The sequence below is a fragment of the Janthinobacterium sp. CG_23.4 genome, from assembly GCF_029892305.1.
In the GTDB taxonomy this organism is placed as follows: Bacteria; Pseudomonadota; Gammaproteobacteria; order Burkholderiales; family Burkholderiaceae_D; genus Janthinobacterium; species Janthinobacterium lividum_D.
Genome location: NZ_JARXUX010000001.1, coordinates 2,107,508 through 2,134,413 on the forward strand (window position 1 = coordinate 2,107,508; position 26,906 = coordinate 2,134,413).

General features: G+C 60.0%; 22 protein-coding genes and 2 pseudogenes. 15 read left to right on the forward strand and 9 right to left on the reverse strand.

All coding sequences use genetic code 11. From position 1 onward, the window contains the following. Window positions 1–190: 190 nt before the first annotated feature. The gene (smpB, locus tag H4V96_RS09580) at window positions 191–640 is read right to left on the reverse strand and encodes an SsrA-binding protein SmpB (RefSeq protein ID WP_010397668.1); all 450 of its coding nucleotides are present in this window, start codon (window positions 638–640) and stop codon (window positions 191–193) included. Between the two features lie 92 nt (window positions 641–732). Between smpB and H4V96_RS09585 the strand changes: the two genes are divergently transcribed. The 4 genes from H4V96_RS09585 to guaA all read left to right on the forward strand — a co-directional run bounded on the left by H4V96_RS09585 (window position 733) and on the right by guaA (window position 4,789). Then, window positions 733–1,164 carry a type II toxin-antitoxin system RatA family toxin gene (locus H4V96_RS09585; protein ID WP_196855417.1) on the forward strand — a complete coding sequence of 144 codons (432 nt, stop codon included), beginning with the start codon at window positions 733–735 and terminating at the stop codon, window positions 1,162–1,164. Beyond that, window positions 1,157–1,453 (forward strand): RnfH family protein, encoded by a 297-nt coding sequence (locus H4V96_RS09590; protein ID WP_010397674.1) that lies wholly within the window; start codon window positions 1,157–1,159, stop codon window positions 1,451–1,453. Before H4V96_RS09585 ends, H4V96_RS09590 begins: the two co-directional genes overlap by 8 nt. Window positions 1,454–1,583: 130 nt before the next feature. Then, complete coding sequence (guaB, locus tag H4V96_RS09595; protein WP_010397676.1) at window positions 1,584–3,044, forward strand: IMP dehydrogenase; 1,461 nt, start codon at window positions 1,584–1,586, stop codon at window positions 3,042–3,044. Window positions 3,045–3,178: 134 nt separating this feature from the next. Further along, complete coding sequence (guaA, locus tag H4V96_RS09600) at window positions 3,179–4,789, forward strand: glutamine-hydrolyzing GMP synthase (RefSeq protein WP_070346660.1); 1,611 nt, start codon at window positions 3,179–3,181, stop codon at window positions 4,787–4,789. A gap of 283 nt (window positions 4,790–5,072) precedes the next feature. Here the strand turns inward: guaA and H4V96_RS09605 are convergent, their stop codons facing one another. Next, the gene (locus H4V96_RS09605) at window positions 5,073–5,510 is read right to left on the reverse strand and encodes a helix-turn-helix transcriptional regulator (RefSeq protein ID WP_196855416.1); all 438 of its coding nucleotides are present in this window, start codon (window positions 5,508–5,510) and stop codon (window positions 5,073–5,075) included. Window positions 5,511–5,833: 323 nt separating this feature from the next. Next, window positions 5,834–6,205: pseudogene (locus H4V96_RS09610) on the reverse strand (DUF4291 family protein); the annotation flags it as partial. Between the two features lie 496 nt (window positions 6,206–6,701). Between H4V96_RS09610 and H4V96_RS09615 the strand changes: the two are divergent. Together H4V96_RS09615 and H4V96_RS09620 are read left to right on the forward strand one after the other, a co-directional pair. Beyond that, window positions 6,702–7,730 (forward strand): PEP-CTERM sorting domain-containing protein, encoded by a 1,029-nt coding sequence (locus tag H4V96_RS09615; protein ID WP_196855415.1) that lies wholly within the window; start codon window positions 6,702–6,704, stop codon window positions 7,728–7,730. 651 nt (window positions 7,731–8,381) lie between these two features. After that, window positions 8,382–10,613, forward strand: a complete 2,232-nt coding sequence (locus H4V96_RS09620) for an NADP-dependent isocitrate dehydrogenase (protein ID WP_010397737.1) — start codon at window positions 8,382–8,384, stop codon at window positions 10,611–10,613. 141 nt (window positions 10,614–10,754) lie between these two features. Here the strand turns inward: H4V96_RS09620 and H4V96_RS09625 are convergent, their stop codons facing one another. From H4V96_RS09625 to H4V96_RS09640, 4 genes and pseudogenes are all read right to left on the reverse strand, one after another. Continuing rightward, a complete protein-coding gene (locus H4V96_RS09625) occupies window positions 10,755–11,873 on the reverse strand; it encodes a sulfotransferase (RefSeq protein WP_196855414.1) in 1,119 nt (372 codons plus the stop codon). A 34-nt stretch (window positions 11,874–11,907) separates the two neighbouring features. After that, window positions 11,908–12,534, reverse strand: a complete 627-nt coding sequence (cysC, locus tag H4V96_RS09630; protein ID WP_010397742.1) for an adenylyl-sulfate kinase — start codon at window positions 12,532–12,534, stop codon at window positions 11,908–11,910. A 24-nt stretch (window positions 12,535–12,558) separates the two neighbouring features. After that, window positions 12,559–14,271 (reverse strand): methyl-accepting chemotaxis protein, encoded by a 1,713-nt coding sequence (locus H4V96_RS09635; protein ID WP_043461715.1) that lies wholly within the window; start codon window positions 14,269–14,271, stop codon window positions 12,559–12,561. 462 nt (window positions 14,272–14,733) lie between these two features. Then, a pseudogene (locus tag H4V96_RS09640) lies at window positions 14,734–16,094 on the reverse strand (amino acid permease). A gap of 70 nt (window positions 16,095–16,164) precedes the next feature. On the opposite strand from H4V96_RS09640, the gene H4V96_RS09645 reads away from it, so the two are divergent. From H4V96_RS09645 to H4V96_RS09675, 7 genes are all read left to right on the forward strand, one after another. Beyond that, the gene (locus H4V96_RS09645) at window positions 16,165–16,416 is read left to right on the forward strand and encodes a hypothetical protein (RefSeq protein ID WP_280720889.1); all 252 of its coding nucleotides are present in this window, start codon (window positions 16,165–16,167) and stop codon (window positions 16,414–16,416) included. Between the two features lie 56 nt (window positions 16,417–16,472). Continuing rightward, the gene (alkB, locus tag H4V96_RS09650) at window positions 16,473–17,135 is read left to right on the forward strand and encodes a DNA oxidative demethylase AlkB (RefSeq protein WP_010397747.1); all 663 of its coding nucleotides are present in this window, start codon (window positions 16,473–16,475) and stop codon (window positions 17,133–17,135) included. 117 nt (window positions 17,136–17,252) lie between these two features. Continuing rightward, window positions 17,253–18,167, forward strand: a complete 915-nt coding sequence (gene folE2 / locus H4V96_RS09655) for a GTP cyclohydrolase FolE2 (protein ID WP_196855413.1) — start codon at window positions 17,253–17,255, stop codon at window positions 18,165–18,167. 33 nt (window positions 18,168–18,200) lie between these two features. Beyond that, window positions 18,201–18,368 (forward strand): hypothetical protein, encoded by a 168-nt coding sequence (locus H4V96_RS09660; RefSeq protein WP_196855412.1) that lies wholly within the window; start codon window positions 18,201–18,203, stop codon window positions 18,366–18,368. Window positions 18,369–18,469: 101 nt separating this feature from the next. Further along, a complete protein-coding gene (blaOXA, locus tag H4V96_RS09665; protein ID WP_196855411.1) occupies window positions 18,470–19,288 on the forward strand; it encodes a class D beta-lactamase in 819 nt (272 codons plus the stop codon). A 223-nt stretch (window positions 19,289–19,511) separates the two neighbouring features. Beyond that, window positions 19,512–21,965 (forward strand): transglycosylase domain-containing protein, encoded by a 2,454-nt coding sequence (locus H4V96_RS09670; RefSeq protein ID WP_196855410.1) that lies wholly within the window; start codon window positions 19,512–19,514, stop codon window positions 21,963–21,965. Window positions 21,966–22,007: 42 nt separating this feature from the next. After that, complete coding sequence (locus tag H4V96_RS09675; RefSeq protein ID WP_280720890.1) at window positions 22,008–23,549, forward strand: cryptochrome/photolyase family protein; 1,542 nt, start codon at window positions 22,008–22,010, stop codon at window positions 23,547–23,549. Between the two features lie 161 nt (window positions 23,550–23,710). Here the strand turns inward: H4V96_RS09675 and H4V96_RS09680 are convergent, their stop codons facing one another. Both H4V96_RS09680 and H4V96_RS09685 read right to left on the reverse strand, forming a co-directional pair. Next, window positions 23,711–24,277: a hypothetical protein gene (locus H4V96_RS09680; RefSeq protein ID WP_196855408.1), complete on the reverse strand. Its 567-nt coding sequence runs from the start codon at window positions 24,275–24,277 to the stop codon at window positions 23,711–23,713. A 79-nt stretch (window positions 24,278–24,356) separates the two neighbouring features. Continuing rightward, window positions 24,357–24,644 carry a putative quinol monooxygenase gene (locus tag H4V96_RS09685; RefSeq protein ID WP_196855407.1) on the reverse strand — a complete coding sequence of 96 codons (288 nt, stop codon included), beginning with the start codon at window positions 24,642–24,644 and terminating at the stop codon, window positions 24,357–24,359. 516 nt (window positions 24,645–25,160) lie between these two features. On the opposite strand from H4V96_RS09685, the gene H4V96_RS09690 reads away from it, so the two are divergent. Together H4V96_RS09690 and hpaR are read left to right on the forward strand one after the other, a co-directional pair. Then, window positions 25,161–26,123, forward strand: a complete 963-nt coding sequence (locus tag H4V96_RS09690) for a DMT family transporter (protein WP_196855406.1) — start codon at window positions 25,161–25,163, stop codon at window positions 26,121–26,123. A gap of 86 nt (window positions 26,124–26,209) precedes the next feature. Beyond that, complete coding sequence (gene hpaR, locus H4V96_RS09695) at window positions 26,210–26,665, forward strand: homoprotocatechuate degradation operon regulator HpaR (protein ID WP_280720891.1); 456 nt, start codon at window positions 26,210–26,212, stop codon at window positions 26,663–26,665. Window positions 26,666–26,906: the final 241 nt, after the last annotated feature.

A 26,906-nucleotide genomic window follows, 5' to 3' on the forward strand; every position in this document is an offset into this window, starting at 1 on the left:
CGCATCACCACGGCATTTTTGATCATGCCAGTCTACTTCCCGCCTGATCCAATCCCTTCCCTGTTTTAGGCCTGCCGCGCCGAGTTTTCCGCTTGTCCCAGATACTGGCAAAATAAAACCCGGCATATAGCCGGGTTTGTTGATGCGTATGCTCTTTGAAATCGCCCAGCACGCTGCGCGCAGTGGCGTATCAGCGGCGGTGTGACTTCATTGCCGCCTGCACTTCGCGCGCGCCATCGCGGTCGCGCTCGGCAGCACGCTTGTCGTGCTGCTTCTTGCCTTTGGCCAGGCCGATTTCGCATTTTACGCGGCCACCCTTGTAGTGCAGGTTGAGTGGCACCAGCGTAAAGCCGGAGCGCTCCACCTTGCCGATCAGTTTATCCATTTCCGCACGGTGCAGCAGCAGCTTGCGTGTGCGTACGGCTTCCGGGTGGATATGCGTGGAGGCGGTCGGCAGGGCGCTGATATGCGCGCCGAACAGGAATAGTTCGTCGCCGCGAACGACAACGTAGGCTTCCTTGATTTGTACACGGGCGTCGCGTATGGCTTTGACTTCCCAGCCTTCGAGCACGATGCCCGCTTCGTAGCGGTCCTCGATAAAGTAGTCGTGGAAGGCTTTTCTGTTGTCTGCTATGGTCATGAGATGGTAAATGTGCGCGGGTCGGTTAAACTACTGTCTCGCGCAAGCGCGATAAAATCACTATATTCAACATCATAGCAAATGGTTCTTCAATGGCAGTAGTACATAAATCAGTTTTTCTCGGCTATAGCGCTGAACAAATGTTCGCGCTGGTGGCAGCGGTGGAGGATTATCCCAAATTCCTGCCTTGGTGTGGTGTGGTCGAGGTGCGCGAGCGTGGCGAGAGCACGGTCGTCGCCAGCGTGGGCATACATTACCACGGCGTGCGCCAAAGCTTCACCACGTCCAACGAGAACGTGGCGCCGACTTCCATCAAGATGAAGCTGGTCGATGGTCCTTTCAAGACCCTCGATGGCGTTTGGACCTTCAAGGCCCTGCGCGCAGATGCTTGCAAGATCGAACTGGACCTGCACTACGAGTTTTCCAGCCGCGTGCTCGAGCAGATCATCGGCCCCGTCTTCGGCATGATCGCCAACAGCATGGTCGATTCCTTCTGCAAGCGCGCGGAGGCGGTGTATGGCTGAGGCGGACATCACGGTGCAGGTGTGCCACGCCCTGCCCGACAGCACCTTCCTGCGCTCCTTGCGTGTGCCTGCAGGCACTTCCATTGAGCAGGCGGTGGCGCACAGTGGTTTGTTGCAGGCCATCCCAGGCATAGACCTGGCCATCAATATGGTGGGCATCTATGGCAAGAAAAAGCCGCTCGATAGCGTATTGCGCGACGGTGATCGGGTGGAAGTGTACCGGCCCTTGCAGGCCGACCCGAAGGAGGCGCGCCGGCGCCGCGCCGGCAGCAAGCCTGTAAAAGGCTGAGCGGGCAGGGCGCCGCTGTGGTATTTGCCTGGCGAGCGGTTTTTAGCTATTTTCAATTATCTTTTCTGGGCAGCAAGGACGGAGGGCACTTTTTTCTGTATAATCTACTTTTGCGCCAATAGGAAATGCTATGCGTCTACTTCAAAAAGCACTCACATTCGATGACGTGCTGCTCGTCCCAGCCTACTCCAACGTTCTGCCCGCCGATACGTCCCTCAAAACTCGCCTGACCCGCAATATTACCCTGAATATTCCCTTGCTGTCCGCAGCCATGGATACGGTGACGGAAGCGCGCCTGGCGATCGCGATGGCCCAGGAAGGCGGCATCGGCATCATCCACAAGAATTTGAATCCGAAGGACCAGGCACGTGAAGTGGCCCGCGTAAAACGTTTCGAAGCTGGCGTGTTGCGCGATCCGATCACGATTCCGCCAGAGATGAAAATCCGCGACGTGATTGCGCTGACAGAACAATACGGCATCAGTGGTTTCCCTGTCGTCAAGGGCAAGGAAGTGGTCGGTATCATCACCAACCGCGACTTGCGCTTTGAAAAGGAACTCGACGCAGAAGCCTCCGCCAAGATGACTCCGCGCGAAAAACTCGTGGTCGTCAGCGAAGATGCCGATACGGCCGAAGCCAAGCGCCTGATGAACAAGCACCGCCTCGAGCGCGTGCTGGTGGTCAATGACGCGTTTGAGCTGCGCGGCTTGATCACCGTCAAGGATATCCAGAAGTCGACCTCGCACCCGTTCGCGTCGAAAGACAGCCAGGGCAAGTTGCTCGTCGGTGCTGCCGTCGGCGTTGGCGCCAAGGATGAAGAACGTATCGACCTGCTCGTTGCCGCTGGCGTCGACGTGCTGGTCGTGGACACGGCCCACGGCCACTCGCAAGGCATCCTGGACCGCGTACGTTGGATCAAGACCAAGTACCCGCAAGTGGAAGTAATTGGCGGCAATATCGCCACCGCCGCTGCCGCCAAGGCGCTGGTGGAATACGGCGCCGACGCAGTCAAGGTCGGTATCGGTCCTGGCTCGATCTGCACCACGCGTATCGTTGCCGGTGTGGGCGTGCCGCAAATCACCGCCATCTCGAACGTCGCCGAAGCACTCGAAGGTACGGGCGTGCCATGTATTGCCGACGGCGGTATCCGCTTCTCGGGCGATATCTCGAAAGCGCTGGCCGCTGGCGCCTCGACCGTCATGATGGGTTCCATGTTTGCCGGTACGGAAGAAGCGCCAGGCGAAGTGATCTTGTACCAGGGCCGCAGCTACAAATCGTACCGCGGCATGGGTTCGCTCGGTGCCATGTCTGACGGCTCGGCCGATCGTTACTTCCAGGACGCCACCATGAAGGCCGACAAGTTTGTGCCTGAAGGTATCGAAGGCCGCGTGGCTTACAAAGGCAGCGTGCTGGCGATCATCTTCCAACTGGTGGGCGGCGTGCGTCAATCGATGGGTTACTGCGGTTGCGCTACCATTGACGAACTGCGCGAAAAAGCGGAATTCGTGGAAATCACCTCGGCCGGCATGCGCGAGTCGCATGTCCATGATGTGCAGATCACCAAGGAAGCGCCAAACTACCGCTCCGAGTAAGCGCAACAGGAAAAATTGCCCATGGCTGCGTTACAGTGCCTTGCTCTGAATAATTTTTCCGCTGCGCTATAGCGACAGACCAGACCGGCGCCCAGTGCGCCGGTTTTGTAATGACCCCAGATAAAGCCCCCATCATGCATTCTAAAATCCTCATTCTCGATTTCGGTTCCCAAGTCACCCAGTTGATCGCCCGCCGCGTGCGCGATTCCGGCGTGTTTTCCGAAGTTTTTCCGTATGACGTCAGCGACGAATTCGTGCGCAACTATGGCGCCGCCGGCGTGATCTTGTCGGGTAGCCATAATTCCACCCTGGACGGCGATTCGCCGCGCGCGCCGCAAGCCGTGTTCGAACTGGGCGTGCCTGTGCTGGGTATCTGCTACGGCATGCAAACCATGGCAGCCCAACTGGGCGGCAAGGTGGAAAACGGCCTGGTACGCGAATTCGGCTACGCCGAAGTGCGCGCCCGCAGCCATACCAAATTGCTCAACGGTATTGCCGACTTCGTCACCGACGAAGGCCACGGCATGCTGAAAGTGTGGATGAGCCACGGCGACAAAGTGCTGGAAATGCCGCCAGGCTTCAAGTTGATGGGCAACACGCCGAGCTGCCCGATCGCCGCCATGGCCGACGAAGAGCGCCAGTTCTACGGCGTGCAATTCCATCCGGAAGTGACGCACACGGTGCAGGGCAAGGCCATGATCGGCCGTTTCGTGCATGATATCTGCGGCTGCAAATCGGACTGGAACATGCCCGACTACATCAGCGAAGCGGTAGAGAAAATCCGCGCGCAGGTCGGTAGCGACGACGTCATCCTGGGCCTGTCCGGCGGCGTCGATTCGTCCGTGGCCGCTGCCCTGATCCATCGCGCCATCGGCGACCAGCTGACCTGCGTCTTCGTCGACCACGGCCTGCTGCGCCTGGACGAAGGCAAGATGGTAATGGATATGTTCGCCAAGAACCTGGGCGTGAAAGTCATCCGCGTCGATGCGGAAGAGCAGTTCATGGGCCACTTGGCTGGCGTCACCGATCCCGAGCAGAAGCGCAAGATCATCGGCCGCGAATTTGTCGAAGTGTTCCAGGTCGAATCTGGCAAGCTGGTCAACGCCAAATGGCTGGCGCAAGGCACGATCTACCCCGACGTGATCGAATCGGCCGGCAAAGGCAAGAAAGGCCAGACCATCAAGAGCCACCACAACGTGGGCGGCTTGCCTGACACCATGAAGCTCAAGTTGCTCGAACCCTTGCGCGAACTGTTCAAGGACGAAGTGCGTAAGTTGGGCGTCGCCCTGGGCTTGCCGCATGACATGGTCTACCGTCACCCATTTCCGGGCCCGGGGCTGGGCGTGCGCATTCTCGGCGAAGTCAAGAAAGACTACGCCGACCTGCTGCGCCGCGCCGATGCCATCTTCATCGAAGAGCTGCGCAACACGCCGTACGAATTCGTCGCCGGCCAGGCCGTCGATCCGGATGCGCTGCCTGCGAACTGGTACGAAGCCACCAGCCAGGCTTTCGCCGTCTTCCTGCCCGTCAAATCGGTGGGCGTGATGGGCGATGGCCGCACCTACGAATACGTGGTGGCCCTGCGCGCCGTGCAGACGCAAGACTTTATGACGGCCCACTGGGCGCATCTGCCGCACAGCCTGCTGGGCAAGGTGTCGAACCGTATCATCAATGAAGTACGCGGCATCAACCGCGTCGTCTACGATATTTCCGGCAAGCCGCCTGCGACCATCGAGTGGGAGTGATGAGTTCGCTTTAACTGTTTAAAGTTAAAGTGAAAAATAGATGGCCGTTGATAATTCAAAAAGAATTATCAATGGCCATTTTTTTGATGTGCGTGCGCTTGATCCGTCGCGCCAAGGAAATACTTGCATTGACGTCTACACCGCGATCCCAGGTCAATGACTCCATCGAGCCATCAGGCAGTTTTTTGACGACACAGGTCAGCGCGTGAATCACGCTCCGTGTATTTCCCCGTGCGCTGCACCACTCCAGCTACCGCGACTTCCCAGCAAGGTAGTGATCCGGTTATTTCTCGCTCTTGCTTGCGGACTCGGCGCAATCCAAGGCTTTTTTTTGGATGGCTTCGAGGCCTTGACGCGCGAGGTCCAGCAACTCTATTTCTACGGTGCTGCCATTTTGCATGGACAGGCGCTGCACGGCGGAGGCCAGCACGGGGGGAAGTTCCAGAAAATTCAGGATTAGCGCCCCTCCGGCCGGCACTGGCGGGTCGATTTGCGTCCCTCTGGCGATGGGCAATGTGCCATGCACGAGCCAGGCGGTGCTGACGTCGAGGGTTGCGGCAATCTTATCTGCCGCATCCATAAGTAGTTTGGCTTTGCCTGATTCATAGCGATACAGTTGCGTGGGATTGATGCCCGCCAGTTCGGCAAGCAGCACTTGTGAGATATGAAGATTCTCGCGGCAGCTTTTGAGGCGCTCAGAAACATGGGTGTTGCCAGACATACATATTGCCTTTCAATATACAACGTTCCTGAATGACCGGCTGTGACGCAGCTGTCTCCACAGTGATGAAAGGAACGAGAGCGTTTTGCTAACCACAGCCTGGTCAATAGCAATGATTTTACCGCCCGGGAGCGGCATGGCGGCATTCCTTGTTTCGTATTCCTTCCGGTCGACACGGCCAAGGTCGAGATCGTGTACGAATGCCAGAGCTGAGTCCGCCGCGCGCAGGGGGGGGGCCGGTTGCAGTTGAGCTTGCCAATAGTTGGCCTGTGTTGCATGAGCTATCTTGCTTGACCCCGCTCTCAGGTCCTGGATGTCAACGCTCAGGATGGATGAAATACTGACGAATACGGTTTTTCTCGCGGCAGCATGTGCTTTGCTTCCTCAAACTTTTCTTGGGCGAGCAACGCATGGATTGCGTGGGCCAGCGGCGTCACATCCACCACCCTGGTTATCCATTGATTTACGTAAAGTTCTACCGCCTTTTTGCTGAGACCGATCTGAATGGCTCTGTGAGCTTGCGGCCGCAACAGCAGATCCCGCTCCGGGTCCCATTGGATACGCACGGGCGATGCCTCCTTCTTCGCCGACCATTCGTCCTTGCTCATGGATGCATCCGCGTGGCTCAGGCAACCGTGCTCCCGTGCCCATTCAAATCCCGCTCTGTTGATATTGATCGCCAGTATGCGTTGCTGACCAGCGTCTTTGAATCCTCAGTCCGCGCGAGCAGGTAGGCCTCGCTTCTGCGTTTGCCGTTGAGGCGAATGATGATCTGGGTGCGGTATCGCTGCCCCCCATTTCCCACAAGCGTTCCTTGCGGTTGAGCGGCAACACCCGGTGCCATAGGTGCCAAAATTGCCAAAAATCGTAATGAAAATGCCTAAAAACGACTTTTAGGTAAAATATGTCCCGACGCCCAAAAAAATCGCGTCTCAGTCGGTAAAAACCGGAGATCTCTCCCCGTTTTTGACGCCCAGTTAATGGCGACGGCCTGCCCGATTTGGTCGACTTTGCCTGCGACGGTGTCTACGTAGCGATCAATCCCGTGAGTGCGCTCAATCCCCCCGCTCAAATAAATTAGCGATTTTGCTTCGGCGACTCTGTTCGCCGAGACCAATATCGACACCTACCTGCGGACCCTGCTCGATGTCTATGGCAAGCGCTTGTTGGTGATAACCCACTGCCGACTAATTGTATTTTAATATCAACATTTTTGTTTTCAAAAAGGTAATTATTTTGGTGAAAAAAATTAAGATGGCGCTGGCGTTCCTTGCGTTGGCTACCGTTGGTCTGATGGAGGCGAAGGCCGCGACGGACTACAACTGGACGCAGGTCTCGCGTTGGAGGGAAGGAGTCCGCTACAACCAGGATGGTGCCACGATTTATCCCCAAGAGTGGTATCCGGCCAAGGGCTATGACGTGCGTCCCCACAAGCAGCTCTACAAGATGTTTCCCGAGCTGGTCGTCGGAGATGGCAATAACAAGGCCACCAGCGACAACCTGTGGAAGGCCTTGCTCAACTCTCCCAATGTGATAGGCAACTCGAGCAACCTGGTTCGCGCACACGACATCTCCGAAGACTGGGACATCAACTTCGTTGATCCAAACGTGTCCAACAAAAACTACTGGACTGATTGGTATGTCGACAAGGGGTGGGGCGAAGTCCCTCGCGGAGCCTATCCTTTGACCCTGACTGGCGGTCCCCAGGCGGGTCAGAGTCTCTTGGGTAACAACAATCTGTTGGCCATGGGTGATGATAAATCGGTGTGGCTGGATGTCGATGGTACTTTGAGCTACTACAATTACTTCACCGGCACGCTGGCGTTCGATTCCAAGAAGACTGCATTCTCGGGTGGCGCAGCTGGCTGGAGTGGCGCATCCCTGACCGGCAAGCTCGGTAACATGATCGGTTTCGAGCAAAATAATTTGTACTTCCTGGAAGGTGCCAATACCGTCCACGTATACAACTATGACCTTGGCTTCGTGCGCACCGACGAGTTCAGATTCGATGGCGATCTGGCTGGGCGTTCGCTGGCCGATCTCATTGATGGCAAGGTTGATGGCTATAGCTACCTTGGCTGGGACTTGGGGCCCGTAGTCGTCGGGGTGTCGGCGGTGTCGCCGGTACCGGAGCCTTCCAGCATGGCCATGTGGTTGATCGGTGGTGGTTTGTTGGCGGCGCGTCTGCGCAAGAAGCGCAAGGGCGGCCAGCAAGCTTGATTCACCTGTCACGCTTGCTTTCTGACTGACTCCAAGGGTTGGTCGGCCAGGTGCTCTCACCGGGTCGGCCAGCCCTTGCGCCTTGTATGCCGGATCTGGCATATCCCAGCCTCAAAGGGGCGCAGCTCGGGAACACCTTCTCCGATAAGGTGTCGCCATGCCAAGAATTTCTTAAATAGCAAGTCAAGGACGTGCTGTGATGACGGCGATGTGCGACGACAAGTCCGCATCGTCGAACGCCCGGTCACAAAAGCCTTTCACATCCAGTAAGTTCTAGATCGCCCTGCAACTGTGGCTGGCGCTGGCGAACGTGCGCGGGATCGTCAGAACGCGTGAGAGTGACACGATTTGCGCAAATATACGTGTATTTCTGTCTATATTTTTATGCTCGCATACATGCCCGGCCAGTCCGCAGCCATATCTTGTCGCGCGTAAAACCGTCATATATCACTGGCTGCTTCAGATATTTGCTGTCTTATATAAGATTCGTCCCCATCGGATACACAAACAGCGGCAGGACAGTCTAAAATACGTGGTGGGCAAGCACGGCGTCACCGCCGGCACACTAGCCGTCCAAAGCAAGGCTAACCGTCCTGTGTTTGGAATGAAGAAAGTTAACCACCAGGCATCACCGCATACAAGGGAATGAACATGGCAACACAAAAATCCAAAATCATCTACACGCTGACTGACGAGGCGCCGCTGCTCGCGACGTATTCCCTGCTGCCAATCATCAAAAAATTCACCGCGCCCGCTGGCGTGGACGTCGTCGCCAGCGATATCTCGGTGGCCTCGCGTGTACTGGCCGAATTTCCCGAATTCCTGACGGACGCGCAAAAAGTCCCGAATACTCTGGCTGAACTGGGCAAATTGACCCAGAATCCGGACACCAACATCATCAAGCTGCCTAACATCAGTGCTTCCCAGGGTCAATTGATCGCCTGCGTGCGCGAATTGCAAGCCCGTGGCTACAAGCTGCCCGACTATCCGGAAGATGCCAAGACGGAAGAAGAAAAAGCCTTGAAGGCCCGTTACGGCAAGTGCATCGGCAGCTCGGTCAACCCAGTGCTGCGTGAAGGCAATTCCGACCGCCGCGCACCGAAGGCGGTCAAAGAGTTCGCCCGCAAGCACCCGCATTCGATGGGCGAGTGGAGCCAGGCGTCGCAAACCCACGTCTCGCACATGCATCATGGCGACTTTTACCATGGCGAAAAATCGCTGACCCTGGAAAAGGCCCGCGATGTGAAGATGGAACTGGTCACCGCCTCGGGCAAGACTATCGTGCTGAAACCCAAGGTTTCCCTGCAAGCGGGCGAAATCATCGACAGCATGTTCATGAGCAAGAAAGCGCTGCTGGAGTTCTACGAGAAGGAAATCGACGACGCCTTCAAGACCGGCGTGATGTTCTCGCTGCACGTCAAGGCGACCATGATGAAGGTGTCGCATCCTATCGTCTTCGGCCACTGCGTACGCATTTTCTACAAGGACGCGTTCGCCAAGCACGCAGACCTGTTCGACAAGCTGGGCGTGAATGTCAACAATGGCATGAGCAACCTGTACGACAAGATCGAGACCCTGCCAGCGTCGCAAAAAGATGAAGTGCTGAAAGATTTGCACGCCTGCCACGCGCATCGTCCGGAATTGGCCATGGTCGATTCGGCCAAGGGCATCACCAACTTCCATTCGCCGAACGACATCATCGTCGATGCGTCGATGCCCGCCATGATCCGTATCGGCGGCAAGATGTGGGGCGCCGACGGCCGTCCGAAAGACGTCAAGGCAGTCATGCCGGAATCGACTTTCGCGCGCATCTACCAGGAAATGATCGGCTTTTGCAAATGGCATGGCAACTTCGATCCGAAGACCATGGGCACCGTGCCGAACGTGGGCCTGATGGCGCAGCAAGCGGAAGAATACGGTTCGCACGACAAGACGTTTGAAGTGCCGGAAGGCGGCATTGCCAACATCACCGACATCGAAACGGGCGAAGTGCTGCTGACGCAAACGGTGGAAGAGGGCGACATCTGGCGCATGTGCCAGGTCAAGGACGCGCCGATCCGCGACTGGGTCAAGCTGGCCGTCACCCGCGCGCGCAACTCGGGCATGCCTGCCGTGTTCTGGCTCGATTCTTACCGTCCGCACGAGAACGAAGTCATCAAGAAGGTACAGGTGTACCTGAAGGAGCACGACACCAAGGGCCTGGAAATCCAGATCATGTCGCAGACGCGCGCCATGCGCTACACCCTGGAGCGCGCCTTCCGTGGCCTCGATACCATCTCGGTAACGGGCAACATCTTGCGCGATTATCTGACCGACCTGTTCCCGATCCTGGAACTGGGCACCAGCGCCAAGATGCTCTCGATCGTGCCGTTGATGGCCGGTGGCGGCATGTACGAAACGGGCGCTGGCGGTTCGGCACCTAAACACGTCAAGCAACTGGTGGAAGAAAACCATTTGCGCTGGGATTCGCTCGGTGAATTCCTGGCCCTGGCCGTGTCGCTGGAAGACATGGGCATCAAGACGGGCAATGCGAAGGCTAAAATCCTCGCGAAAACCCTCGATGAAGCCACCGGCAAGCTGCTTGACAACAACAAGTCGCCATCGCCACGCACTGGTGAGCTCGACAATCGCGGCAGCCATTTCTATCTGGCCATGTACTGGGCGCAAGCGCTGGAAGCGCAGAAAGATGATGCGCAGCTGGCAGCACACTTCGCGCCATTGGCAAAAGCCCTGGCCGAGAATGAAGAGAAGATTGTCGCCGAGCTGAAAGCAGTGCAAGGCAAGGAAATGGATATCGGCGGCTACTATCTGCCCGATCCGGCGAAGACGGAAGCGGTCATGCGTCCTAGCGCCAGCCTGAATGCGGTGCTCGACAGCATCTGATGCCGTCCTGACAGGCAGTCAGTGCTTGACTGCTGCAGGATAAAAAACGCCGCCGGGAGTGATCCCGGCGGCGTTTTTCATTGCGCCGCAGTGTGCAGCCCGCAAGCGGCCATGGCCCGATGTCTGCGCTGCGCCAGAATATTAATCGTTGACGACAAACGCCTTCGGGTCGAGCTGATCGAGCGTGACGATGCTGCCGCTGTCGGCCGCGCCGCCGCTCTGGCTGAGCCGTGCATGCAACTGTGTCAGATAGTCGGCGCGGCAACGGCGCAGCACGTAGTCGCGAAAATTATCCTCTTCCAGGTCGCTCCAGGCACGCTCGCGTCCTTGCGCCGAGCGCACGCCGGCCATCTCGATGAGCGCGGGCGTGATGCTGGCGTCACCGCCGCTGAGACGCGTGTAGCCGTAGCGGTCCATATACGCTCCGGTGAGCGTTTCGATGAGCTTGATATCGTCATCCGATAGTTGCTGCCGGAATTTGTCGATATTGGCCGCGATCGGCGCATAGCAGTTGGCCGACCAGAGCGACGACAACTGCGCGATTTGCCGCGCTTCCGCCGAGGCGGCGACGTCGAGCATCTGCGGCAGGAAGCGGATGCCGAGGAAATGGCAGACCGTTTCCAGCGTCTCCTGTTGCCGCGAGAGGAAATCTTCATAGCGTATGGTCAGCACGCGCTGCCCATAGCGCTGCATGACATGGTCAGCTGCCACATGGGCTGCCAGCCAGGTCCTGGTATTGAGCAAGGTGTCGAAATCGTGGATGATGGCGCGGTTCATCGACGCCACTTGCGCGCGCGGATCGCGCACCACATTCAGGAACAGCATGTCTGGATACAGCTCCATGAGGTCATCGGCGTAGTGCACGCTGTCGAGCGACTTGTCCATTACCACCTGGGCCTGGTGGCGTTCGCCGGCGCGCAGCAGTAGTTCCCATGCCACGCGGTGGATGCTGCGCGGCTGCTCGCGCAGCGTCTCGAACAGTTCCACCGGATCGAAGACGACGCCCGGCCACTTGACCATGCTGACCGCCGCCAGGCCCACCACATCGACCACCAGGCGAAAGTAGGCACGGTCGTCGCGCAAGTCGCCGTACAGGGGCAGCAGCGGCATCATATCGATCAGGTGCAGCGGATACGGCGAATAAAACTGCGGCGACAGGTTCAGGCGCAGGCGCAGGGCATGGCTGCCGCAGCGGCGCAGGGGGATCATCATGACCGGGCGCGGGCGCGCGCCGATGCCCGAAGGGGAGCTGCTATTCATCTCATCATTCCTCGAAAAAGGTAGCCGCGCGACATCAGATGAAGCGCGGGCAAAGCTGCTGGAATAGCTGTTCGCAAGCCTGTTCCAGCGACAGTGCGGCCGTATCGAGCGATAGCGCTGGCGCCAGCGGCGCCTCATACGGCGCGGAGACGCCCGTAAAGGCCGGTATCAGGCCGGCGCGCGCTTTCTTGTACAGTCCTTTGGGATCGCGCTCCTCGCACAGCGCGCACGGCGTACTGATGTAGGCTTCGATAAAATTGTCGCAGCCGATGATCTGGCGCGCGATCTCGCGGTCGCTGCGCAGCGGCGAGATGAAGGCGCAGATGACCATCATGCCGGCGTCGTTCATCAGCCTGGCGATGACGGCGCTGCGGCGGATGTTTTCCTGGCGGTCGCGGGGAGAGAAACCCAGGTCGCCATTCAGGTGGTGCCGCATATTGTCGCCGTCAAGCACGTAGGCGAGTCGCCCCTCCGCCAGCAGCCGCCTCTCCAGCGCGTAGGCCAGCGTCGACTTGCCTGCGCCGCTCAGGCCGGTCAGCCAGAGCGTCGCGGCCTGCTGGCGGGCCAGCAGGGCCCGCTGCTCTTTGTCGACATGGCCCGCATGCGGGAAGATGTGTTGCGCTACTTCGCTTGCAGCGACGACCTGTTCCAATTTACCCATATGCCTCACTCCTATGTTGCCGCTTTAAAACTGTTCCCACTCGATTTCGCTGGGCTTGGCGACGGCGGAACGGGCCGGCTTTGCCGTGGCGAGCGTGTGCCTCGCCGCTGGCGGTGGCGCTGGCGGGCGGCTAGGCACGCGCGGCGGTGCCGCGCGCACGCTAGCGATGTTGCCCAGACTAAAGACGCTGACTACCTCGTTCAGGCTGTTGACCTGTGCCTGCATCGCCTGCGCGGCGGCGGCCGCTTCCTCGACCAGTGCCGCATTTTGCTGCGTCACATTGTCCATTTGCGTCACGGCCATATTAATTTGCTCGATACCTGTCGATTGTTCCTGGCTCGAGGAGAGCATTTCGGACATGATGCCGGTGACGCGTCGCACGCTGGCGACGACCTCGTGCATGGTCGAGCCGGCCTGTTCGACCAGCCGGTTGCCGGCCTGCACCTTGTCGACTGAATCGCCGATCAATTCCTTGATTTCCTTCGCTGCTGCTGCCGAGCGCTGCGCCAGATTGCGTACCTCGGTAGCCACCACGGCAAAGCCGCGCCCCTGTTCCCCGGCGCGGGCTGCCTCGACTGCCGCGTTCAGCGCCAGGATATTGGTCTGGAAGGCGATGCCGTCGATCACGGCGATAATGTCGACAATCTTGCGTGCCGAGACATCGATCGCCGCCATGGTGTCGACCACCTGCGCCACCACGGCGCCGCCTTTGGTAGCGACATCGGAGGCCGATTCGGCCAGCCCGTTGGCTTGGCGCGCATGGTCGGTGTTAATGCGCACGGTGCTGGTCAATTCTTCCATCGAGGAAGCGGTTTGTTCCAGCGTGCTGGCCTGTTGTTCCGTACGCGAAGACAAGTCCAGGTTGCCCATGGCGATTTGCCCCGCCGCCGTGGAGATCGTCTCGGTGCTGGTATGGACTTGCTGGACGATTTTCGCCAGGCTGTCGCGCATCGACTGCATGGCGAACAGCAGGCTGTGCGTGTCGCCGGCGCGAGTATGGATGGGCACAACCAAGTTGCCACTGGCGATCTGCCCGGCGATCTCGGCTGCCTCGTCGGGCTCGCAACCGAGTTGACGCGTCACGCTGCGCGTGATCAGCACCGCGGCCAGCAGGCTCACGACCAGTGCCAGCGAGCCTATGCTCAGCATCATCAGGCGCGCCTGGTTATAAGCCTCCTCGGCGATGGTAGTGGCTTCGCTATTTTGCTTTTCTTCGAGCGCGATCAAGGTGCGCAACAATTCCCACCAGCGCTTTTGCACGGGGCGGAATTCATAGCGCAGCAGTTGATAGGCCTCTTCCTGCTTTTGACTCAGCGCCAGCGTAGCGGCCCGTTGGATGAAGGGGCCGGCCAGCTCGCTCTGCTGGCGGATCTGTTCGAGCAGATTTCTTTCTTCGGTCGATGTGCCGCCCAATTTGCTGAACATTTCTCCCAGCTTTTGTTGTGCGGCGGCATATTTCTTTTCCTGCGCCGCGATGCGCTCGACCTCGATCTTGATTTCCTTCTCTTCTTTCAGCAAAATAAGATTGCGTAGCGCCAACGCCCGCTCGGTGACTGTCAAATCCATAGTTTGCGCCAGCCTGGTTTCAACGTTGTTGACCTTGGTTGCCTCATCCATGCGGTCCTGGATTTGCTTCATGCTGGCTAGCCCCAGCGTGATGATCAGTAACAGGAGTAAGGCGACCAGGCCAAAACCCAGGCCGAGCCGCTTGGCTATCGTTAAGTTCAAAAGTCTCATGCTGTCTCCTTAGGGCCGTGCTTGATGTTACGTATCAGCGAATGCGGATGTGTTGCGGTGTTCTCAGCGATCATAGTGATTGCGAGCACGGGAAATGTCACACATAGTCACTTTCGGCATTTGAGCAACAGTATAAATTTACTTGCGGCAACAGTGAGGACGTGCGCTATATGCCGAACATACCCCAATCCGGGCGTGGCGGCAGAGCGCGATGCATGGCAATCATAAAAATATTGCAATATAATTTAATATTTAATATTTAATATTTAATATTTAATATTTAATATTTTATATTTTATATTTTGCATGGGCCGATGTGCTGCCGGAGCAGGGCGAGGCTGCCAGCGTTGAGTCTGCTTAGTGTGCTGCCTCTGGTGCAGCGTCAACGACAAAAAAGCCCGCCTTCTTGCGAAGGCGGGCTTTTTGCTGGTTTGTTTTTTGCTTGATTCAGCGTAAAGCAGCCTAGGCCTTGGCCTTGCTTTGCCTGATCCAGTAACCGATGCCCAGGGCGCACAGCCACACGGGAATCAGGTAGACGGAGACGCGCAGGCCCGGTGTCAGGTACATGATCACCAAAATGCCGGCCAGGAAAACCAGGCACAGGTAATTGGTGAATGGGTAGCCCAGGCTCTGGAACAGCGTCGTCTTGCCCTCGGCCTTTTTTTGTGCGCGGAAACGCAGGTGTATCCAGCTGATCATGGCCCAGTTGATGATCAGTGCCGAGACCACCAGGCCCATCAGCACTTCGAACGCTTCGCCGGGCATAAAGTAATTGACCACCACGCAGGCGCCCGTGGCCAGGGCCGACACGCCCAGCGCAGCGAGCGGTACGCCACGGCGGTTCAGGCGCAGCAGGGCGCGCGGCGCATTGCCTTGCTTGGCCAGGCCGAACAGCATGCGCGTGTTGCAGTACACGCCGCTGTTGTAGACGGACAGGGCGGCCGTCAGCACCACCACGTTCAGCGCCGTGGCCACCAGGTTGCTGTCGAGTGCATGGAAGATCAGCACGAAGGGGCTGCCGCCGGTGACGACGTTTTGCCAAGGATATAGCGACAGCAAAATGCCCAGCGCGCCAATATAGAAAATCAGGATGCGGTAGATGGCCTGGTTGGTGGCGCGCGGAATCGTCGTGCTCGGGTCATCGGCCTCGGCCGCCGTGATGCCCACCAGTTCCAGGCCGCCGAACGAGAACATGATGACGGCCATGGCCATCACCAGGCCCTGCCAGCCATTCGGGAAGAAGCCGCCGTGCTGCCACTGGCCACCGACGCCTGCGGACCGGCGTTGCCGGAAGCGAGCAGCCAGGCGCCGAAAACGATCATGCCGATAATGGCGACCACCTTGATGATGGCGAACCAGAATTCCATCTCGCCGAAGGCTTTGACATTCAACAAACTGATGGCGTTGATGGCGCAAAAAAAGATGAGCGCCGAGACCCAGGTGGGCACGTCCGGCCACCAGTACTGCACATAGATGCCGACGGCCGTCAGTTCTGCCATGCTCACCAGCACATACAGGACCCAGTAATTCCAGCCAGACAGGAAACCGGGCAGGTGGCCGCAGTATTTGTGGGCAAAATAGCTGAAGGAGCCGGCCACGGGCTCGTCGACTACCATCTCGCCCAGCTGGCGCATGATCAGAAAGGCGATGACGCCGGCGATGCCATAGCCGAGCAGCACGGAAGGGCCGGCCATCTTGATGGTTTGCGCGATGCCGAGAAACAGGCCGGTGCCGATGGCGCCGCCCAGGGCGATGAGCTGGATGTGGCGGCTTTTCAGGCCGCGCTTGAGCTCTTGTGGTTCGGTATTCCCGACTGCCGTCATATGTTTTATCCTGTTTTTACGGGGCTGAGGTGGCTGATTCTAAAGCATGCACGCGCAAATCAGGAGCGAAATGCATGTTGCACTGCGGGCTGGCAAGAAACGCCATGTATCTTCGCCGAACGGCGCGCAAACTGCAGCATGCTGCGCTGGCGGCACGCTGTCATGCTGGCAAATATCGCGCGCACTCGCGCGCGAAAAGCGCTGCAGCGTTGGCGCGGCGTTCGACTGGCAGGGTTTCTTCTTGCTGCGCGAGGGCGTGCAGCAATGCGGCGTAATGATCCATCGTCGGCGCCGCAGGCTGCTGCTGGAAATGCCACGGTAGCGCAGCCATGGGGCAGGCGCGTGCGCTTTTTCCATGCTGCGCCTACAATAAGTGGCATGAACCTCTCCCTTTTTGCCGATGAAGAGCAAGCCCCTGCCGCTCCTGCGCCGCTGGTGCCGGGCAGTTGCGCGTCGGTCTTGCTGCGCGCTTTTGCCCTGCCTTATCTGGACCAGCTGCTGCCGGCGCTGGAGGCCATTGTGCTGGCCTCGCCCCTGCGCCATATGGCCACGCCGGGCGGCTTGCGCATGTCCGTGGCCATGAGCAATTGCGGCGCCCAGGGCTGGATCACGGATGGACGCGGCTACCGCTACGTGCGGCTCGATCCGGCCAGCAGCCGACCCTGGCCGCCGATGCCGCCCGTGTTCCTGCGCCTGGCCCAGCAGGCGGCGCTGGCTGCCGGCTATCCGGGCTTCACGCCCGACGCCTGCCTGGTCAACCGTTATGTGCCCGGTGCGCGCATGGCCCTGCACCAGGACCGCGATGAATGCGATTTCACCGCGCCCATCGTTTCGGTCTCACTGGGCTTGCCTGCCATCTTCCTGTTCGGCGGGGCGGCGCGCGCCGACAAGGCTGCGCGCATCGCCTTGTTGCATGGCGACGTGGTGGTATGGGGCGGCGCCGACCGCCTGCGCTTTCACGGCGTGGCACCCCTGAAAGAGGGCGAACACGCGCTGCTGGGCGCACAGCGTATCAATTTGACGTTTCGCAAGGCTAGCTGAGCTGGCGCCAGGCAGCGCATGCCATGCCTGCTATGCCTGTAACACCCGTTTAATGCAAGTAACTTGCAAGTTGACGTTTTTCTCTGCATTATATGCAACTTGTTTGCATATGGAGCCATGAGCATGACGCGCGATTGCCTTTCCTTGCCCCTGCCCGACGTGGCAGCCGGCCCCCATCTCGGCCATCCCATACCACTGGACTGGGTCGGCATGCAGGGCATCGCCTTGCCGCTGTGGATCGAGGAGGGCGGGCAGGTACAGCAAGTGCATGCCTGCGCCGACGTGCAAGTCGATTTGCCGGACCCGCACATCAAGGGCATCCACATGTCGCGCCTGTATCTGCTGCTCGATGCGTTTGCCGCCGCGCAGCCGCTCGATGCCGCTGTCCTGGCCGCCGTGTTGCGGCGCATGGTGGACAGCCACGCCGATTGCGGCAGCACGCAGGCGCGCCTGGCGCTGGCGTTCCCCGTGCTGCGGCGCCAGCCGGCGCTGTTGACGGCAGGACTGTCGGGTTGGAAGTCGTATCCCGTGCGCCTGCAGGCCAGTTGCTCCCCGCAGGGCTTTGCCCTGTCACTGACGGTGGAGATCGGCTATTCGTCGACCTGTCCATGTTCGGCGGCGCTGGCGCGGCAGTTGCTGGCTGACGCCTTTGCGGCGCAGTTCGGCAGCGCAAGCGTCGACGCCGTAGCCGCCCGCGACTGGCTGCAAGAGCATGCCAGCCTGGCCACGCCGCACAGCCAGCGCAGCACGGCGACGGTGACCGTGCCATTAACGCAACAGGCGCAGCTCGATTTGTTTCCGCTGATCGACCTGGTGGAAGCGGCGCTGGCGACGCCGCTGCAAACGGCCGTGAAACGGGCCGACGAGCAGGCGTTTGCGCGCTTGAATGGTGCTAATCTGATGTATGTGGAAGACGCGGCGCGCCGCGTGCAGGCGGCGCTGCCACACCATGCGCAGGCGCGTGTTACCGTACGGCATATGGAAAGCTTGCATCCGCACGATGCCGTGGCGCAGGCGGGTCAGCTCGCCTGAACTTTTCACTCAAGCACCGCAGAGGACGACAGCATGCCGGAAAAAATCACGCAGGGCCCTGGCGAAGGTGGCCTGGAAGAGGAACTGGAGCGCGAACGATGCGAACATGCGCTGATCGACGAGGAAAAGCTGGGCATGGACGAACTGGAAGAGGCGCACCTGAAGCGCGAACGCCAACCGGGCGCGCTTGCAGGACGCTAGTTGGCAGGATCACACGCTCACGGTGGTCGATGGTCGCTGGCACCGCGTCGCGCTGCCCAGTACAATTTCGCTTTGTCCTGCTCCCCCAACCCCGGAGGCCCATGAAATATCGCGCACTTTCCCAGTTCATCCTCGGCTTGACAAGCACCGTTCTGGCCGCCTCGCATGTCCACGCCGCTACCATTTGCACCGCCATGGCCGACGCCAAAACGGGCGCCGTCTTGCTGCAGGAAGGTAATTGCATCGACCGCGTCACCCCTGCCTCGACGTTCAAGATCGCGCTCAGCCTGATGGGCTATGACGCCGGTGTCCTCAAGGACCAGCACCAGCCGACCCTGCCGTATCGCCAGGGCTATGTGGACTGGGGCGGCGAAGCGTGGCGCCAGGAGACGGACCCGTCGCGCTGGATGCAGTATGGCGTGCTCTGGTATTCGCAGCAGATCACGCAGGCGCTGGGTGCCGAGCGCTTCCAGAAATACACGCGGGCGCTCGGCTATGGCAATGCCGATGTGTCGGGCGACAAGGGCAAGGAGAATAGCCTGGAGCGCTCGTGGATCAGTTCTTCCTTGAAAATTTCACCGTTGGAACAGCTGGGGTTTCTGCGCAAACTGGTCAATTACCAGCTACCCGTGAGCAGGCAGGCGATGCAGGAAACGCAGCGTCTGACGCGCCTGGCGGACGTGGGTGGCTGGCAAGTGCATGGCAAGACGGGCACGGCCTTCCCGCGCCAGGCCGATGGCAGCTTTGACGAAGCGCATGGCTACGGCTGGTTCGTGGGCTGGGCCAGCAAGGGCGAGCGCAGCATCGTTTTTGCGCGCCTGGTGCAGGACGAGCAGAAAAGCCTGCCATCGGCGGGCCTGCGCACGCGCGAGGCCATGCTGAAAGCATTGCCAGCCTTGCTGGAGCAGGCGCAGAAGTGACGGCCAGCGCCTGCACGTAATGACTAAGGATAAGGATAAGTTTGGTGGTGCGCAGATGGGCGCCGCCCTGCTGCTGGTGGAAGACGCTTTTATACGCGGGACGCAGTCTGGGCAATAATCCTGTCATCTTCCGTCCTTGCGCTTACTTATTTCCATCCCGCCACATTGCCCGCCCTATATACTTGCGCAAACGGATCATCCGGCATCAGACAAGGTTACAAGCATGGCATCAGGCACGGAGCAGTTTCAGGCAAAAGCGCGGCAGGCGTTGATACAGGCGCGCGCGCAGGGGAGGCGCCTGGCCGGTGTGGCGTGGGTAAAGGCAGTGCTGCTGTACCGGCGCGGCCATGCGTACTTGATGACCTTGCCGCCGGTGCGGCGCGCGCTGGTGCTGGCCTCATGGTTGATGCTGGCCGTGCTGGCGCTGCTGGTCGTATACTTGCTGCTGCTGATACCCTTGACGCCCAGCATCCACGACTTGCGCCAGGCGCGCGCGGCCGCACCGAGCAGCATGGTTAGCGCCGATGGCAAGGAATTGGCCCGCTTCGACCAGGGTTTGCAGGAACGCGTCAGCTTGCAGCAGATTTCGCCCAATGTGATCAGCGCGCTCATTGCCACGGAAGACCATCGCTTCTACGACCACCATGGCATCGACTTCACCCGCACGGCCGGCGCCATTGTGCACACGGCCGGTGGCAAGCCCCAGGGAGGCTCCACCATCACGCAGCAACTGGCGCGTAATATGTTTCCAGAGGAAATAGGCCGCTCGCGCAACCTGAACCGCAAGCTCAAGGAGCTGATCACGGCGCTGAAGATCGAGGCCACCTACAGCAAGACGGAAATCCTGGAAGCGTATTTGAATACCGTGCCCTTCCTGTACAACACCTATGGCATCGAGATGGCGGCCCGCACGTATTTCGACAAGTCCGCGTCGCGCCTCGACATCCTGGAAAGCGCCACCCTGGTCGGCATGCTCAAGGGCACAAATTACTACAATCCTGTCGGCAATCCCGAACGCTCGCTGCAGCGGCGCAATGTGGTGCTGGGGCAGATGTGCAAACATGCTGTCATCGACGAGGCGCGCTACAAACAGTTGCTCAAGCGCCCGCTGCGCCTGCATTTCGAACGCCAGAGCGAGCGGGCGCAGTCGGACAGCCATTTCACGGCCTATGTGCGCAAGTGGTTGATCGACTGGGCCGACGAGAACGATTACAACCTGGCACTCGATGCGCTGGTGGTGCACACCACGCTCGACCATGCTTTGCAGCAGGCGGCCGAGCGCGCCGTGGAACGCCAGGCGAATGCCTTGCAGGCGATTGCCGACGTGGAATGGAGCCGCGCGGGCATGCCGTCGTCCACCTCGACCGGCATGTATGCGGGCATGCAGGCGGGCAGCGTGCCGTTCGATTATTTCTGGAAATCGCATCCGGCCCTGCTGGACGCTTTCGTGCGCGAATCGGCCGACTACCGCAAGCTGACAGGCACCGGCGCCGCGCCCGAGGCGGCGCTGGCACAGCTGAAGGGCGACCGCGCCTTCATGGCCGCCCTGCGCAAGTCGAAAACGCGCCTGGAAGCGGGTTTTGCGGCCATGGACCCGGCCACGGGCGCCGTGCGCGCCTGGGTCGGCAGCCGCGACTTTGCGCGCGAGCAATTCGACCATGTATCGCAGGCGGCGCGCCAGCCCGGTTCCACCTTCAAACCCATCGTGTATGGCGCTGCGCTGGAAAAAGGCTTGAGCCCCGAGCACGTCTACCGCGATGCCGTGACGGATATCAAGGCGGCCGACGGCACGCTATGGCGCCCGACCGACATGAGCGGCACCACAGGGCGCGACATGAGTATGCGCGATGGCCTCGTCTACTCGAAAAACACGATCACGGCGCAAGTGATGCAGGATGTTGGCTTGCCTCCCATCATCAAGCTGGCGCGCGCGCTGGGCATCCGTGACAGCAAGCTGGAAAAAGTGCCGTCGCTGGCGCTGGGCACCAGTCCCGTGACCTTGCTGGAAATGGTCAACGCCTACGCCAGCATTGCCGCCCAGGGCGAGGCGCGCCTGCCGTTCGTCGTCACGCACATCACGGACCGCGAGGGCAAGGTCATCGCCCGTTTCGGCGAAGACAAACCCAAGCGCGCCATGCAGGCGGCATCGGCAGCCATCCTGACGGACATGATGCGCGGCGTGATCGACCGCGGTACGGGCACGGCCATCCGCAGCCGCTTCGGCATCCGCTCCGACGTCGCGGGCAAGAGCGGCACCACGCAAAACAATGCCGATGGCTGGTTCATTTTAATGCACCCGGAACTGGTGGGCGGCGCCTGGGTCGGCTTTAACGACGCCAGGGTGAGCATGCGCAGCAATTACTGGGGGCAGGGCGGCCATAATGCCGTGCTGGTGGTGGGCGACTTCTTCAAGGCGGCGCTGGACACGGGCAAACTGTCGCGTGACGCCATCTTCCCCGGTGGCAAGCCACCACCGCCGCTGCGCGCTGTGCAGCCGGTCGAGGAAGCACAGGACGAACCGGTGGAAGAGCCGGGAGAATTGTTGCAAGAAGGCGTGCCGTCGGCACCGCTGGCCATGCCGGTCGAAGCCGAGCAGGAAACGCATGGCAAGGCGCAGCCCGAGCCCGCTCCCGCGCCCGTTCCTGCTTCCGCGCCGCAGCCGGCACCGCAAGGATAAGCGACGCCACTCCGGCCAATTCAACCATTGCATAGAATAATCATGACCTCAACCAAGCCCACGCTGCGCCTGATACTCGGCGACCAGCTCAATGCCCAGCACCGCTGGTTCACCGAAGTCGATGCCGCCACCATCTATGTCTTGATGGAGGTCAGGCAGGAAACCGATTATGTGCTGCACCATGCGCAGAAAATCCTGGCGATCTTCGCTGCCATGCGCGAATTGGCGCGCCAGTTGCGTCAGCTCGGCCACAACGTGCATTACATCGCCATCGACGAGGCGGAAAGCAGGCGCTCGATACCGGACAATATTGAAGCGCTGATTACCCGTTATGACGCTAGCGCCTTCGAATACCAGCAACCCGACGAGTGGCGCCTGGACCAGCAGCTTTACCAGGCGGGAAGACGCTCGGCCGTCCCCTGGCGGATGGTCGACAGCGAGCATTTTTATACGACACGCAACGAGGCAGCCGATATTTTCGCCGGACGCAAGCAATGGCTGATGGAGTTTTTCTACCGTCAGATGCGCAGCAAGCATCAGGTGCTGATGGAAGACGCGAAGAAGCCCGTTGGCAGCCAGTGGAACTTCGATCACGATAACCGCAAGCCCTGGCGCGGCACGCCTGCCGAGCCGCAAGATGCGCGCACGCTGCACGACCATGGGCAATTATGGGCATCCATCGTCGCCGCAGGCGTCAACAGCTTCGGCAACCCCAAGGCCGACCAGCTGGCGTGGGCGCTGAATCGCGATGAAGCGCTGCAGCAGCTCGATGCCTTCATCGGCCGGGCATTACCGTATTTTGGCGATTTCCAGGATGCGATGAGCAGCAAGGCCTGGCGCTTGTTTCATTCCCTGCTGTCGTTTGCGCTCAATGTCAAAATGCTGTCGCCACGCGAAGTCGTCGCCAGGGCGCAGGCGGCGTATCACGCCGGCCATGCTCCGCTGGCCGCAGTCGAGGGTTTCATCCGCCAGATATTGGGGTGGCGCGAGTATGTGCGCGGTGTTTATTGGGCCAATATGCCCGGCTATGCGGAGAAGAATTTCTTTGGCCACACGCGCCCGCTGCCGGCATGGTTTTGGGATGGCAAGACGAAGATGCATTGCCTGTCGCAGGCGATTACCCAGTCGCTGGAGCAGGCGCACGCGCATCACATTCAGCGCCTGATGGTGATCGGCAATTTCGCGCTACTGGCCGGTCTGGATCCAGCCAAGGTGCATGGCTGGTACCTGGGCATCTATATCGACGCCTTCGAGTGGGTCGAGCTGCCCAACACCGTCGGCATGAGCCAGTTCGCCGACGGCGGCCTGCTGGCGACCAAGCCGTATGTCTCCAGCGCTGCGTATATCGACCGCATGGGCGATTATTGCAAAGGCTGTCATTACGATAAAAAGGCGCGCATCGGCGAGCGCGCCTGTCCCTTCAATGCCCTGTACTGGGATTTCTTCCACCGCAATGCGGACACCCTGGAACGCAATCCCCGCATCGGCATGGCCTATCGCCAGCTGGAAAAGATGGACGCGGAGGCGATCGCCGCCTTCCGGCAGCAGGCGGCCACGATGCTCGACAGGCTCGATACCCTTTAAAAGAGGACCATCAGGCAGGACCATAAAACAGGCGCATAAAACAGGCGCATAAAACAGGCGCATCAAACAGACGCATCAAACAGGCGCATCAAACAGGCGCATAAAACACGGCGATCCGGCCCCGCGCGCGCTTGTACGGTGTGCATGCCGCAAGCGCGATATTACTGCGCCGTCACGTCCTGGCGCTGGAATTCGATGCGGTTTTCCCGGTAGTCCCACTTGGTGTAGGGGCCGAACACGCGCCGGTTTTCCTTGCTGTCGGCATTCGCTTGCTCGCGCTTCATGCGCCGCGCCAGCGCCGGGTCGACGAGTGGCGCGGTCGTTGCGCTGAACACCTCATGGCGCACGCTTTGCTTGGCATCGGCGCCGCGCGAAATGATGGTGAGCTTGTGTGACGCTGGATCGAAATACAGGCGCATGGCGAAAGTGTTCATATCCTGCAGATATAAGCCATCGTCGCGCCACTGGGCATAGAAATAGTCGCCGCAGACGGCCTTCGGTTCGCGTTTCCATTCGCAGGCGAGCAGTATCAACAGATGCTGGTCATCGAGCTGCTTGATGGAAACACGGGCCTTGGCATAGCCCCAGCTGCTCGGTGGCACGGTGCTCGACGAGAGCAATTGGTACTCGCCCACCAGCTTGGGCATGGGCGCTTGCGCGGCGGCACTGGTACAGAGCGCCAAGACGGCTGCGGCGCAAGCGCCGTGTATCGAGGAAAGTACGGTCATGATATGCCATGAAAAAAGTTGCCAGATTATAAGTGACAACTTTCTTTGGGGAACGCGCGATTGAATTTCAGCGTGCGCCTTACTTCAGCTTGCTTAACTCCGCCACGTCGATCTTGACGACTTTGTCGCCCACGGCGGCCACCAGCGCCTTGAAGTGGGGCGTCGCTTCGTGCGCCGTCAGCGCCGCCTTGTCGGCCCATTCTTCGAGCATGATGAAGCGCGTCGGCATCTTGTTGTCGAGGTGTAATTCGTAGCGCAGGCAGGTGCTTTCGGCGCGACTCGGTGGGACGACGGCTTCCAGGGCGACGCGCACGGCGTCGATATGGTCGGTGTGGGCATCGATGGTGGCGACGACGATCAGGGTCATGCTAGTCCTTGTAAAGTGGTAGGGCGGATGCAGCTTAGCGCATCTTGCGCATTCTTGCCCGACTTGCCCACCTTGCTGACCTTGCCTACGTTCATCGCGAATCGTTGCTGTCGAGGTAGTCGCGCTGCTGGGGTGGCAGTGGCAGTTCGCTGCGGCTGTCAAAATTGTCGGTCGTGACGGGGCGCAGGCTGATGGACATGATCGAAGAGAGGAAAAAGCAGCACTTAGCGCTATGCGTAGAAATGATTCAATAGTCAACCCGCTTCCACCTTCCACCGCATGCTGCAGCCTGACACTACCACTATCGCGCGGGTTTGCGCGCCAAAAGCTGCGAATCGCGGCGCCCGGTTGGACCCCAAAGACACCGTGCCTTGGGTCGATCTGGCGTAAATGGTCTTTGGCCGCATGCAAAAGGCGTCAATACGGATCCCGATCCGGGAAAAGCCAGGGGCTGACGGCAGTGGGCGCCGCATGCCATACTGTCGCACTTGAAATGATGACGCGAGAGTGGCGGCCATGTGGCGTGGGATTGTGTGTGGTTTGCTGGCCGGCGCCTTCTGGGGCGCCGTTTTCATTGTGCCGGTCTTGCTGCCGGACTTTTCTCCGCTCGAGTTGATGGTGGGCCGCTACATTTGCTACGGCGTGCTGGCGGCCGCACTGATGCTGCCGCGCCTTTTGCCCCTGCTGCGGCGCTTGCGGCGCGACGACTGCTTGGCCATGCTGCGCCAGGCGCTGTCGGGCAACGTCGTGTATTACCTGCTGCTGGGCTACGGCGTCAAGCTGGCGGGCGTGGCGGCTACTTCGCTCATTATCGGCTTGCTGCCCCTGAGCGTGACGATTTTCGGGCGCAAGGATCACGGCGCGCCGCCCTTGCGCCGCCTGGCCTTGCCGCTGCTCGTGGTGGCAATGGGCATCGCCTGTATCAATCTCGATATCTTCAGCCATGCCGGCGGTGCTGGCACGGACGGCGCCAGCCTGGCCCAAAAACTGCTCGGCGTACTGTGCGCCGTCTGTGCGCTCGCCTGCTGGACCTGGTATGCGCTCGACAATGCCCGCTTCCTCAAGTGCCACGCGCAGGTCAGTGCCGTGGAATGGGCCATGCTGTATGGCCTGGCCAGCGGTGTCATCGCCTTGATTGTCGGTGCCGTAGTGCTGGCGCTGCAGCAGGCGGGCGCTGCCGACGCGGTGCCGACGCGCAACTGGTCCCAGTTCTGGCTGGTGTGCCTGCTGCTGGCGCTGGGCGCATCCGTGGTCGGCAACTACCTGTGGAACCTGGCGTCGCGTCTGGTGCCGGTGACCCTGTCGGGCCAGCTGATCCTGTCGGAAACCCTGTTCGCGTTACTGTACGGTTTCCTGTATGCGCAGCGCATGCCGCGACCGCTGGAGTGGGGCGCCATGGTCTTGTTGGCGGCGGGCGTGCTGTGGTCCGTACACGCGCATGCGCGCGAAGAATCGGCTGGCGGGGAAGAGCGGGCGTAGCGAAAAATACATCGTTGCCGGCCTGCTGTGGATACGGGGCGGGCCGTATAATGACGTTCTTTTGCTGGCCATTCAGGGAGTTCCGCTTGCAGCTACCTATCCGTTACCCGAACATGCCGCAATTGCTGTTGAAGGCCCGCGACAGCCTGCTGCAGCACTTCCGCCCCATCCTCAATCACTTCGGCGTGACCGAGCAGCAGTGGCGCATCATGCGCGCGCTCAATGAAAGCCCCACCCTCGAACCACGCGAGCTGTGCGATATCTGCCAGATTTCCAGTCCCAGCATGAGCGGCATCCTGGCGCGCATGGAAGAAATCGGCCTGATCGGGCGCAGCAAGTTCGAAGGCGACCAGCGCCGCCGCAAGGTGCAGCTGTCGGAAGCGGGCGCGAGCTTGCTGCTGCAGATGGGCAAGCTGATCGACTTGCAATATGAGCATCTGGAAGCGGCGTACGGCAAGCAAGTGTTCGAAGAGATGCGCCGCGCGCTGGACGCCTTCATCGCCCTGGAAACCTTGCCGGTGGCGCCCGCCATCCTGCGCTAAACTTTCCCGCCACGCGCATTTTTCTGCCTGCCCGAGTATCCACCGGGCGCGTGCTTTTTTTAGCACGCGCTGCCGCTGCTGTGCCATGCTGGCAATGGCGCATAAAGATGTATATGGTTTGCATGTTTAAGCATATTCCGCTACACTGGCAACACGCAAGCACAGAAGAGCGCCACGGTTAGCACTCGATTCAAACAGCGGTACCTGCCCCTCGCGCAGCACTATTTGTCGCCGCCGGCGC